Source organism: Methylomonas sp. BW4-1 (assembly GCF_052474385.1).
Genome location: NZ_CP184125.1, coordinates 1,439,139 through 1,451,939, shown reverse-complemented (window position 1 = coordinate 1,451,939; position 12,801 = coordinate 1,439,139). Strand labels below are relative to the sequence as shown.

10 protein-coding genes are annotated in these 12,801 nt (G+C 51.8%); 4 read left to right on the top strand and 6 right to left on the bottom strand.

Features of this window, described 5'->3' with window-relative positions:
• The first annotated feature begins 10 nt into the window (after window positions 1–10).
• From ACH5Y9_RS06740 to ACH5Y9_RS06725, 4 genes are all read left to right on the top strand, one after another.
• A complete protein-coding gene (locus ACH5Y9_RS06740; protein WP_445369029.1) occupies window positions 11–289 on the top strand; it encodes a hypothetical protein in 279 nt (92 codons plus the stop codon).
• A 54-nt stretch (window positions 290–343) separates the two neighbouring features.
• Window positions 344–781, top strand: coding sequence for a hypothetical protein (locus ACH5Y9_RS06735; RefSeq protein ID WP_445369028.1), 438 nt, complete (start codon window positions 344–346; stop codon window positions 779–781).
• 200 nt (window positions 782–981) lie between these two features.
• Complete coding sequence (locus tag ACH5Y9_RS06730; RefSeq protein ID WP_445369027.1) at window positions 982–1,419, top strand: hypothetical protein; 438 nt, start codon at window positions 982–984, stop codon at window positions 1,417–1,419.
• An 85-nt stretch (window positions 1,420–1,504) separates the two neighbouring features.
• Window positions 1,505–3,664: a CHASE2 domain-containing protein gene (locus ACH5Y9_RS06725; RefSeq protein ID WP_445369026.1), complete on the top strand. Its 2,160-nt coding sequence runs from the start codon at window positions 1,505–1,507 to the stop codon at window positions 3,662–3,664.
• Window positions 3,665–3,727: 63 nt separating this feature from the next.
• Here the strand turns inward: ACH5Y9_RS06725 and ACH5Y9_RS06720 are convergent, their stop codons facing one another.
• From ACH5Y9_RS06720 to ACH5Y9_RS06695, 6 genes are all read right to left on the bottom strand, one after another.
• Entirely contained in the window at window positions 3,728–4,318 is a 591-nt protein-coding gene (locus tag ACH5Y9_RS06720; RefSeq protein WP_445369025.1) for a PqiC family protein, read from the bottom strand.
• A 32-nt stretch (window positions 4,319–4,350) separates the two neighbouring features.
• Window positions 4,351–5,343, bottom strand: coding sequence for an MlaD family protein (locus ACH5Y9_RS06715; RefSeq protein WP_445369024.1), 993 nt, complete (start codon window positions 5,341–5,343; stop codon window positions 4,351–4,353).
• Window positions 5,340–6,131 (bottom strand): ABC transporter ATP-binding protein, encoded by a 792-nt coding sequence (locus ACH5Y9_RS06710; protein WP_445369023.1) that lies wholly within the window; start codon window positions 6,129–6,131, stop codon window positions 5,340–5,342. Before ACH5Y9_RS06710 ends, ACH5Y9_RS06715 begins: the two co-directional genes overlap by 4 nt.
• Window positions 6,132–6,133: 2 nt before the next feature.
• A complete protein-coding gene (locus tag ACH5Y9_RS06705; protein WP_445369022.1) occupies window positions 6,134–7,297 on the bottom strand; it encodes an MlaE family ABC transporter permease in 1,164 nt (387 codons plus the stop codon).
• Between the two features lie 171 nt (window positions 7,298–7,468).
• Window positions 7,469–8,464 (bottom strand): response regulator, encoded by a 996-nt coding sequence (locus ACH5Y9_RS06700; RefSeq protein ID WP_445369021.1) that lies wholly within the window; start codon window positions 8,462–8,464, stop codon window positions 7,469–7,471.
• A gap of 7 nt (window positions 8,465–8,471) precedes the next feature.
• Window positions 8,472–12,401: a response regulator gene (locus tag ACH5Y9_RS06695; RefSeq protein ID WP_445369020.1), complete on the bottom strand. Its 3,930-nt coding sequence runs from the start codon at window positions 12,399–12,401 to the stop codon at window positions 8,472–8,474.
• Window positions 12,402–12,801: the final 400 nt, after the last annotated feature.

The following is a 12,801-nucleotide window of genomic DNA, read 5'->3' as shown; positions in this document are numbered from 1 at the left end:
GACTACCGACATGAAAAATAACACATCTTATATTACGTCTATGTTTATTAGCGCCTTGCTGTCAATCTATAGCCAAAATTCGCAAAGTAATACCAACCAAACTGAAAACACCTTAATAACCCCGGCAACAACTGATTTAAGTACTATAAGCCATAAAATAGTTAAACCTGACGTTCAAAAGATCGATGCGACTCAGGCAACGCCGACGCCACTTTATTTAGCTTCTGATTGCAACGTCGTGTTGGTCGGAGGAAACCAATACGAGTATTGCTTCGACTATGAGCGCTGAGTTTGCGCAATAAGCTTATTACTTATCCAATAAACCTATACCAGGACTACCGACATGAAAAATAACACATATTATGTTACTTCGATGTGTATTAGCGCCTTGCTGTCAATCTATAGCCAAAATTCACAAAGTAATACCGACCAAACAGAACGTACCTTAATAAGCCCGGCAACAACTGATTTAAGTACTATCAACCACAAAGAAGCACAGGGTTGCATTCAATCACAAGGTAACTCAGACATTTATAATGCTAGCACATTAAACCCGGTAAACGGCACGCCTCAAAATGGAAAACTTTGCTCTCCCTCAATGGTTAAATATGATATTCCATCGCAAAACTCATTAAATGATATGGATGAACCAGTATTTTCTCAATTATCGAATTCATCACCCGCTCAACAAATAGCATCATACTGCAACACTTTTTTCTTGAATGGAGAGCAATACGAATTCTGCTACACACAAGAAGAAATCGACGAAGCGCTTGAGTAATATGAGTTTTTGGCAGAAACTTGCGCCCCCATAATATTGGAGTTAACAATTAGAAATTTACTAAGGTATTAGACAAAATAGCTCTTAATACGGCTTATTTTATTTGCTAGAAAATTTTAAATAATTTCCGGTATTCAGTATTCTGAGTTGTTGCGAAAAGCTTGTTATTTAACTATTACCACCCTACCTGGACTAACAAAATGAATAATAAAACAAGTTATATTATTTCTATCTTTATTAGCACATTGCTGTCAATATATAGTCAAAATTCACAAAGCAATACCAATCAAACAGAAAACACCTTAAGAACACAGGCGATAACCGATTTACGTGATATAAACAACAAAGAAGAACAGAGATGCAATAAATCACAAAGTAACTCAGCTATTTATAACGCTAGGCCATTAAACTCGACAATTTCCCCTTCTGAAAACGGAAAACTTTGCTCTCCCTCAATAGTTAAATATAATATTCCATCGCAAAACTCATTAAGCGTTATGGATGAACCAGGATTTTCTCAGCCATCAAACTCATCACCCACTCAACAAATAGCATCATATTGCAATACTTATTACTTAAGTGGCTACCAATATGAAATCTGTTATACACAAGAAGAAATCGACGAAGCATTCAATTAATTTCTGTATATAAGCCTCTAAATTGATGACGGTGGATCGCGCGTGCAGTCCGCCGTCATATCTATTGTCCAGACTGGCATTCCTTATGCCCCGTTCGTTACGCATCGCCGTTATCACCGTTCTGGGGTTTTTGCTAAGCACGCTGGTAGATTTAGCGTTCGATACGGAAAGCACACTGGGTTTGGACACCTTATTCAAAATCCGCGGCCCGCAAGCAACACCCGAACAGATGGTAATTGTCGCGATGGATGAAGCGTCCGAGACTCACTTTGGCGTGGGTCAAGACTTGACCCGCTGGCGCGAGTTTCATGCAAAGCTGCTTGACCAATTGAATCGCCAAGGCGCGAGTTTGATCGTATTCGATCTGCAATTTATCGCCCCCAATCACAGAGTAGACCCTATTCTAGCTGATGCAATGCGCGCTGCCGGCAAGGTCTTGATCAATGAGTGCGTGCAAAAATTTCGCCGAGGTGTCGAGGACTTTTACGGGCGGGAAGAATGTTCGGACCGCAATAAAATGCCCGCTATTTCCCGCGAAGGCGAACCAGCGACAACCTTATCCGAGCGGCTGGTAGTCATGCGCAAACTGTCGCCAACGCCAGCAATTGCTCAGGCGGCGTTAGATAGCTCGCCGTTTTATCTGATTAACGACTCGGAAGATGACCCTATCCGCGAGTCCTGGACCTTTTACGATGCGCTCGCCGAAGCACCTAGCCTGCCGGTCTTGGCCTGGTTTTATTACCAACAAGCGAGCAGCGACTATCCGAATGAACAACCCTTGTCGGCTTGGTTGACTGCGCAGCGCCGAGCGTGTGCAAACTCACCTAATCTGGACCAGCGCGCCAAGCAATTGATCTGTGCAGGCGACAGCCGCTATCTCAATTACTACGGCCCGCCGCGCACGCTGAGAATGGAATCGTACGCCGATGTTTACGAAGGTAAGGTTGAAGACTTACAAGGTAAAGTGATATTCGTCGGCCGCGCCAACCGCCAATTTTCGCCCGGCAAATCGGACTTTTTCCCAACCCCTTATTCCGATTCGCGCACCGGCAAAATGGCCGGCGTGGAGATCATGGCCACGCAATTTGCCAACTTGCTGGAAGATCGTTTTATCGAAATACCTGCGCCGGGTTGGCTAATTTCGAGCTTATTCGGCTTACTTATCGCCCTGTTGCTGGTCGGATTTGCCGGCTGGCCCGGCATCGTCCTCAGCCTGGTGTTTGCCTCGGCTTACGCCGGCTCGTCTGTCTGGTTGTTCGGGCAGCGCTATTGGTGGGTGCCTGTCGCCGGGCCGTTGTTAATTCAATTGCCGCTATCCTGGCTGCTGAGCTTGGCCTGGTCGCGCTACGACTTAATGCGCGAACGTGGGCGCATACTTGAATTCGTCAGTAGAGTGTTTCCGCAATGGGTCGGCATGTTGCCGGCGGCGCCGGGACAATGGACCGAAAGCGCTAACGCCGGCATCGCTAAAAGCGAAAAAGATGTTTCCGGTTTGTGTCTAGCCACCGACATCGAAGACTACACCGCCATCGCCGCCCAACATTCACCCCGGGAAATGTGGACGCTGTTGAATACCTATTACCAGGTGTTGGGGCATCCGGTAGTGTCCCACGACGGTGTCATAGCCGATGTGACCGGCGACGCGATGATGGCGGTGTGGTTCGATGCGCCGGCAACGCAACAACGCCGCAGCGCCTGCTTGGCCGCGCTGGAAATGGCCACGGCGGTGGCGTCTTTCAACCTCTCCTCCAGCCAGGAACCACTCGCCACCCGCATCGGCTTGCATGAAGGGGATCTAACGCTGGGCAGCCTGGACGCCGGCAGCTCCAGTCATTACCGGGCTATTGGTGATACGGTCAACATTGCGTCGCGGATTCAGGGGGTGAACAAGTATTTAGGTACGCGGATTCTGGCAGCGCAGAGCATCGCAACCGACTTAGAGGGCATCGTTACCCGACCGGTAGGTACGTTTCGCGTCGTCGGCCGTGCGGAGCCATTGAATCTAGTGGAAGTCGTCGGAAAAATCAGCGGCGATCCCCCATCGAACAAAATGCACGCTCTGTTTGCCGACGGTTTGGCCGCATTCCAGGAAGGCCGGTGGCCGGAGGCCACTCGCCTATTCCAAGCAGCACTCGTTGTCGACGCCAACGACGGACCCAGCCGTTTTTATCTGCAAAAAGCTTTACACTATAGTGAAATGCCGCCTTTGGCATGGGACGGAATCGTGGTGTTGGATGGCAAATAAGCCGTAGCAGCGACACCTAAAAAATGGCGTTCCAGCAGAACAATCAGAGCGCCTTAGCCGCTTTCAACGGCCATGGATTGAGCCCAGTCCGGCTATTTCATTAGCCAATTCGATACTCAAGCGCGTCAAGCAACGGCTTTGCGCAGCGACACTGGCTTCGGCGCCCTTACCTGCCGCTTCGCTGCATTCGAAGCGTTTGCCAAGTAAGACTTGTTCGGCTTTTTTCAATTGCCATTGCACGGAGAAGCGGCTTTGGCCGCTAGCGGTTTGATGTAACTCGAGAATATCAAAGCTAATTTGGTAATCGATAGCCTGACGCGGTGCCCATGGATAGCGAACCACTTGGTCTATGCCCAGTTGTTTGGCTAGAGAAAGCCGCAAAACCCGAGCAATATTGTCATCCAGACGTTCGGCCCAGCGATGTTGGTCGTCCAATTCATACTGATGCTCGCTCAGCGCAGTAATTAGCTGCGGCCGGTCCAAATACGCCGGCAAATGAATCGGGCCCAATCCCAACACCGTATCGGGCGGTAACACGACAGCCGACGGCGCGCCGGTTTCGGCGCTGAGCATATAAAACTGTATCGGCTGACTGCTGCAAGCGGCCAGCAGCAGCACTGAAAGTAGCATCGGTAAATAAATGATGTGTTTCATATTCATCCGGTTAAACCTGTTAACAACCCAATCTATTTGCCGTATATCAACGACTCCGGCCGCCTTTCCAGCGACTCGGTCAAATCTTTTAAGGAGCGCGAGGCATTACGCATTTCCACCAAGGCTTGCCCGAGTTGCGCATCAGGGGCGGCCAAGGTTTCGACGGCATTAAGGGCATTTTGCGAACCTTCCATCATCTTGGTAGCTGCGTTCAGACTCTGTTCGGCGGCTTTCAACACCGGCAATAATTCCTGGTTGAAATCGTGCAAGGTGGTGCGGGTATCGCTTAAAGCACCATTGGCATTGCTCATCAACGGTTCGATCTGATTGTTTAACGTCCCCATCAAACGTTGAGTTTCCTGCAAGGATTTGGCTAAAGCAGCCAGCGATTTTTTGGTGTCGTCGGATTGCAGCAAGCTACGCATTTCGCTGAGCGTATCCGCCAAATTCTTCATCATCTCCTCGACCGGCAGTTGACGTGCTCGATTGAGAATTTCATCGGCGGTATTGCGGATTTCGTCAACGGTGGTTGGCACACTGGGCAGTTCCGGCAGGTTTTTGTAATCCAGCTTAATCAGGTTGACCGGTTTATCGCTATAAAAATTAAGATCGACATATAACAAGCCGGTCAGCAAGCTCTGCGTCTCCAACCGCCCCTTCAAACCGGCATCAATCAGCCGTTGCGCATCCTGCATACGTTGTTTTTTACTGTGGCCGCCGGATTGCTGTACCGACAAATCTTGCAGCAAGGCCGGATCGATTTCGATCACCACCGGCTTGAAAATCCGGCCGGTTGCAGAATCCATCACCAAGGAAATTTCGTTGACATTGCCGATCTGCACGCCCTGTAATTTAACCGGTGCTCCGACATTCAAACCGTTCAAAGCCGAGTCGAAAAAAATCACGAAGCGTTTTTTGTCCTTAAAAAAATCGCTGCCGCCAAAGATCATCACGCCCGCCGTCAGCAGGATCAACGCGCCGACCAAAAACGCGCCGATGGCGAGTGGATTGGCTTGTTTGCTCACGCCGGACTCCTCATGTGTCGATGATTGCTATTTTGCTCGGTTTGGTCGCCGCGATTTAAAAATCGAATCACGTTGGGGTGTTTGGATTCGTGCAGCAGTTTTTGCGGGGAACCGCCGTCGATATTGGTACGGGTTTCCGCATCCAGAAACACCGAATTGTTGCCGATCGCGAAAATACTGTCCAGATCGTGAGTGACCACGACGATGGTGGCCGACAAAGCGCTGCTCAAACTTAGAATCAGATCGTCCAGCAATTTGGCGGTGATCGGGTCCAAGCCGGCGGACGGTTCGTCGAAAAACAGAATCTCCGGGTCCAGGGCCATCGCCCGCGCTAAGCCGGCGCGCTTTTGCATGCCGCCGCTGAGTTCGGAGGGATAATAATCTTCAAATCCGGCCAAGCCGACCAGCGCCAGTTTATAGGAGACAATCTCCCGCACCTTTTTAGCTGGCAACTGGGTGGCTTCGGTAATCGGCAGCGCGACGTTTTCGGCTAAGGTCATCGAGCTGAGCAAAGCACCGCTTTGAAACAACACGCCGGTGCGCGCCAGAATTTGCTGGCGGGCTTTAGGATTGGCTTGCCAGAGGCCTTGATCGCCATAACAGACATCGCCTTTTGCCGGGGACTTTAAGCCTATCATATGCCGTAACAAGGTGGTTTTGCCGCAGCCATTGCCGCCCATGATGATAAACACGTCGCCGCGATTGATCGTAAAATTCAGATCGCGCTGAATCACGAAATCGCCGTAAGTCATGGTTAGATTTTTTACTGTAATGCAGGCCTCGACCATCGTTAAATCCCCAGCCGGTTGCAGATGATAGTCATCACCGAGTCGGCAACGACGATAAACACGATGGCCGTGACCACCGCCGAGGTGCCGGCATCGCCGACCGCCGAGGCACTGCGGCCGCATTGCATGCCGCGCATGCAACCCGATAGCGCAATCAAAATGCCGAACACCGAGCACTTCACGAAGCCGATTATAAAATCCTTCATCTTCACGGCATGGGCAGTGCGGTCCAGATATTCGGTCAGCGACACGTCAAAAAAATTCACCGTCACAAAGCCGCCACCGATGATGCCCATCAAATCGGCATAAAGACATAAAAGCGGCATGATGATGATCAAGGCCAACATGCGCGGCAACACCAGAAAAGCCATCGGGTCCAGGTTCATGGTTTTTAACGCATCGATTTCGCTGTTGACGTGCATCGTACCAATCTGCGCGGCATACGCGGCGCCGGTGCGGCCGGACATGATGATTGCCGTCATCAAACCGCCCATTTCCCGGGTCATGCCCAGACTAACCAGGTTAGCAATGTAAATTTGCGCACCGAACAAAGACAGCTGCACCGCGCCGACGAAGGCCAGAATCAACCCTACCAACAAGCTGATCAAGGTGACGATAGGCAGCGCCGACGGCCCGCACTCTTGAATATACAGCCATAAATCCTGGCGGCGAAAGTGGGCTTGTCCGCGCAGCGTAGCGAAGGTGCTGATCATCATTTCCCCGACAAAAATCAGCATCTCTTTGCCATGCTGAATGGCTTTGCCGGTGCTGACCGCCAAAGCCTGCGACCACGACCTCTGGGTTTGCTCGCGGTGCGCATCGACGCGCTCCGGCACGGCGGCAACCAGAGCCAGCAAGCCTTGAATCGATGCCGGCAAGCTGGTCTTATCCACAGCCACCTGTTTTTGCTCGGCGTAATCAATTAGCTTAATTAATTCAGTCACCAACATGCTGTCCCAACGGCCAAGCGCCGCCGTAGACACGACAATTTTTTCGATAGCCTGGGTTTCAATCTGCGCGAGTATGGGTTCCAAAGCGGGTAATTGCGCATCCAGCACCCAGTCTCCGGACAGCGAGATTTCCAAAGTCTTTGCCTGGCGAATCGCGCTGATGGCGCAGCTTGGAGCACTATTGATGGCTGGCGGTAGGATTTTTGACGTTTTCATCCCTGTTGATACTGATAAAACTTAGCCGCAAGTATGCGCAGAACACCGACGCATGGCAATAGCCGACTGAGAAGTATTTTTCCTAAAAATAGCCGGGAGCAACTGCTCTGACTGAATAGCCCTGCATCATCAAAATTGGCATGTCGGCAGCAAAAAGCTTATCAGTAACTATCAAGTTTTCGCCAATTCGCGCGTTTCCCAGTCGGCCTTGATTTGCAAAATTTGCGGTTGAATATCTAGAAAACAGGTCACCATCGCCGGATCGAAATGCTGCCCGGCGCCTTCGCGGATAGTCGCGACCGCCTTATCGACCGGCCATGCTTCTTTATAAGGCCGGCGCATGGTCAGCGCGTCGAACACGTCGGCCACCCCGACAATACGCACCGATTCGGGAATATTGAGGTTAGCCAGCCCATTCGGGTAGCCGGTGCCGTCCCATTTTTCGTGATGCGACAAGGCCACTTCGGCCGCCAGTTTAAAAATCGGTGCATCGCTTTTTGACAGAATATCGTAACCAATCTGGCAATGCCGGCGCATGATGCGCCATTCGTCTTCATCCAGCGCACCCGGTTTACTCAGTACCGCATCGGGCACGCCGATTTTGCCGGTATCATGCATCGTCGCGGCAAACTCCAGTAATTCGGCATCGGCACACGTCCAACCGACGTTTAAGGCCAAGGCTTTAGCATAAGCGGCCATCCGCCAAATATGCACCCCGGTATCGTTGTCGTTATAGTGGCCGGCTTCGCCCAACATATAGATGGCGTCGCGGTGGCTTTTTTCCAACTGCGTCGCTCTTACCAATGATAAATGGGTTTTTACTCGCGCCCGCACCAGACTGGGTACAACAGGCTTACTCAAGTAATCCACACAACCCACCGCAAACCCTTGCTCTTCATCGCCCAAGTCGGATAAAGCAGTGACGAATATGACCGGGATGGTTTCGGTGACCGGATCGGCTTTCAAAGCCCGACAAACTTGGTAGCCGTTCATATCCGGCATCTGAATATCTAGCAAAATTAAACTTGGCCGGTGTTTGGCAACTGCCAGCAGGGTTTCCTCACCGTTACGCGCAAACACCAAACGATAGGTAGGCTCCAGAATTTCACGAAGTATCGCCAAATTCGCGGGTTCGTCATCCACGATCAAAATCGGATTATTAGGCATGGGTATCTTACTGTTTTGGTATATCGAGCTGGCTTATTAACGCCAGAACTAAGCTTTCAGCTTGCCGAAAATTATAGTCGCGAATTTCTGTCGCGAGCGGCGCCAATAACTCGGTATCTACCAAGCCCACCAATTTCAGCAATAGGCGCTCGGCATGACCGGGGTTATCTTCATCCAGCGCCGTTAACAATTCGCTTAACAAGGGTTTGATACCATCGGGCGCCTCGCTTTGAGCACTGTGATCAAGCGGTGACAGGGAGTTTGCGCTTAAGTTACCGATGCTGATGATCACCACGTCAAGCGCCTGTTGCAGCGCTGCGGCGGCCGCGCCCAACGGCTGACTGTGATGCAAGGCCGTTTCCAGTTCGACGCTGCGTTTGGCTACCTCGGTCAGAGCCAAACCGTAAGCCGCGCCTTTTAACTTGTGCGTCAGGGTGGCAAGCTCGGCAAGTTGACCTTGCTCGGCAGCGACACTAATGTCCCGTCCGGCTGTGCGATACTGCTCGACAAAGCGTGCCAGATAGGCCTGGTAAAGATCGCGCTTATGCCACATTTTTAGGCCGGCGTTAACATCGATTCCCGGCCAATCGTCTGGGTCTGGAGTTGTCGGCACAATGCGTGGGGCGGATTGGCCGCGGGGAATCAACCCGTCATCCAGATCGCCGGATGCCAGCCCTGTCACTCCGAGTGGCGAATTGTTTCCGGTCCAACGCCTGATCAAAGCCAGCATTTGCGGTACGTTAAAGGGCTTGGCGATAAAATCGTTCATACCGGCTTCCAGCGCTGCTTCCTGCAAGTTTTTAAAGGCGCCGGCCGTGAGTGCCAGGATGGGTAAATCAGACCACGCCGGATTTTTGCGTATCCGCCGAGTGGCGGCATAACCGTCCATGCGCGGCATTTGCACATCCATCAACACCAAATCCACAGCACCAGGGTTTTTAAACAACCAATCCACCGCGTCTTGGCCGTCGCACGCCAAGCTGACTTGCGCGCCCTCCGACTCCAAAATGCGCCTGGCCACTTCGCGATTGATGTCGCTATCGTCCACCACCAATATCCGCAGACCTTGCATACGAGTGCCTGCCAAATTGGACGACTTATCCGGCAAAACTGGCAGCGGCGGGGATTTCGACAATACCGCCGCGACGGCGTTATACAATGCGGAAGGGGTTACCGGTTTGCTCAATATCCCCTCGACATACTTCATGTCGGCATCAACCGCCAGCAGTTCCCGGGAATAAGACGAGCTGATCATCAAGATAATGGCTATACGCGGCTGATCTGCGTTAACCGCCGCCAATGAAGCGCGGATAGCTTCGGCTATACTCGTACCGTAGACATCCGCCATAGGCCAATCCAGCAGCAGCACGTCATAAGGCTCGGCGCGTTCCAGACTGGCGAGCAGTTCGACGATTGCCGCCTCACCCGAGTCGACGGCGTTGGCATGCCAATCAAGACTTCGCGCCGAGGTATTGACGGCTTCGCGCGTAGTCTCACAATCATCGACCACCAGCAATTTCAAATGGTGCAAATGCGGGAGAGACTGCGCCGGATTGCAGTCAAGATGCCGCTGCAACCGCAGGACAAACCAAAATTCGCTGCCTTGGCCGGCTACACTGTTTACCCGTAACTCGCCACCCATCAAATTCACCAGCTGGCGACAAATTGCCAAGCCAAGGCCGGAGCCGCCAAAGCGGCGGCTGATTGTATTATCTGCCTGGGTAAAGGCGGCAAACACATCGTCCAATTGCGGTTCGGAAATACCGATACCGGTATCGCTGACGGCAAAGCGCACCGCCACCGTATCGCCGCTTTGCCAATCATCGACAGTCACGCGCAACACGACTTCGCCTTTTTCGGTAAATTTAATCGAGTTGCCGAGTAAATTAATCAAGACTTGTTGAATGCGCAGGCCATCGCCGACCAGAGCATCGACACCGGCCGGCGGGATAATAATCAATTCCAGATTTTTGTGGTCGGCTGCCGCCGCCATCAAGGCCGCAAGGTGATCGAACATATCGCTGAGCCGGAACGGCAGGTTTTCGATCTCCAGGCGCCCGGCCTCGATTTTGGAAAAATCCAGAATATCGTTAATAATCGCCAACAAAGAACGCCCGGCATCACGAATTTTCCGCACCAAACTGCGTTCTTCCTCGTTCAGCGTGTGTTGTTCCAGCAAATAACAAAACCCCAGCACCGCGTTCATCGGCGTGCGGATTTCGTGGCTCATATTCGCCACAAAACTGCTTTTTACCTGCGTCAAATGTTCTGCGCGTTGCAAGGCTTGGTTGAGCTGTTCCGTCCGTTGTTCGACCAGGTTCTGCAAATGATCCCGATATTGCAGCAATTCCATTTCCTGTTTTTTCCGCACGCTGATGTCCTGTACCGTGGCCACCCGATACATCACCTTTTGCTCGGCATTTTTGACGCTGACCAAATCCACCGCCACGTCAAACTTAGAACCATCCTGGCGCCGATAAACCGATTCGTAACGTATTTTGCCGAATTGGTCGGCTTCATGCAGACGCTGTGCAGCCGATTCGACGTATTCCGGCGCGTACAGGGACAGAATGAGTTGGCCTTCAAACTGATCGGCGTTGTCGTAACCCAGCATCTCGGCAAACGCCGGATTGCAGGTTACCAGGCGGCCGGTCTCGGGGTTGCCTATGGCTATGCCGTGCCCGCAATAGCGGAAAGCATCGATCCAACGCTGCTTTTCCGCGGCCGCGAGCTTAGCTTCGGTGATGTCTTGCACGGTCCCAATCAAGCGCCAGGGTTGACCATCGGCCTTGGTTTCCAGTTTGGCTTTGGACAACACCCAACGCTGCTGTCCTTGCGGGGTACAAATACGGTATTCCAAACCGTTACCGCTGTTACCCGCCAAACAGTCCTGATGCCAGGCTCGCCTGGCGGCACGGTCATCGGGATGCACCGTTTCCAACAACTGCTCCATGGATAAAGCTTGATCGGTTTCGGGTGATAGGCCAAATACCCGAAAGGTTTCTTCGCTCCACATCGCTTGGCCGCCAGGTAGGTAGCGAACCCAAGAACCAATATGAGCCACGGCCTGAGAATCTGCCAGCAGCCGTTCTTTTTCTATCAGGCTTTGCTCGATTTGCCGGCGTTCGGTGATGTCTAAGACAATACCTCGATAGAGTAGAGGCCGACCTTTCTCATCCAACTCTGGTTGACCACGCGACATCAGCCAACGCTCCCGGCCGTCGACTAGTGCGGCAAGCCGCCATTCCACGTTCAACTCGATATTTTGCTGTACCGCTTGGTGAATTGCCGCTTGTGCGATGGCGCGATCATCCGGATGCACAGTGGACAGCCAGACGTCGTAGCTTGCTTGGCAAGCAAACGGCTCCAAGCCATACAGGCGCCACAAACCTTCATCCCATTGATTTTCGTTGGTCTGTATATTCCACTCCCAGATACCGGCGTTGGCAGCACGAAGCGCTTGGTTCAAACGCCGGTGGTTAACCTCCGATTCCAAACTGGCAATGCGCTGCAACTCGGCTTTGGAGCGGCGCAATTGTTCGAAAGCCAGATTAAACGACAGTCCCATAAAGGCAAAAATCGCCGTGGAATAGTAATAGCGCACGTCCGCAATGTTAAAACTTCCCTCAGGCGGGATAAAAAAATAGATACCCATTGAAACGGCCATTGCGGTAGCAAGCAGGCCGCTAAGCACTCCTCCCAAGTAGGCACTTAAAAATACCGCCGGGTAGAACAAACTCCAGGTCAGGGGCGACAGCGCGGACCGTAGCGACCATTGCAGCAAGCCGGCAGCAATAGGTATCGCCACAGATAGAACTGAAGTCAAGTGGATGGGAATTCGTTGGAAGCGGATCTGCAGAAAACGCTCAGCACGCCGATTGCGCTGCTGGTTAACCCTGAGCGGGTCGAAGAACTTAATCAGCGTGTCCTTAATCACCGCGATAAACCCTGCAACATTCAGCGGTTGCGCAACGCATAAAAATGCAAAAGTTATCCATGCAAAACAATGCCGGCCGCCACTTTATTAGCAATGCCGCTGCAATTCAGGTGTGTAGCTGCCAGTCTAAAAACAACTAACGAACGTACTGAATCGGTGACAGTCGCAGCGTGAGACCCGGTGTATTGCCAACGCTGCTCGGCAAGTATCAACCGGCACGTTTTGTCAGCCGCTATGAAAATGTTACGCAAACCGAAAAACATATGCCCCCCGTGCTTTAGGTAGCCCTCTAGAACGCTAGCTTACCAGATGAGTTTATTGCGGCAAATATCGAGGGGCTCTAGCATCTATAGACAGCGGATAATATGTAAAGTGGCGTTTTAGACGGCGCAGAACAAAC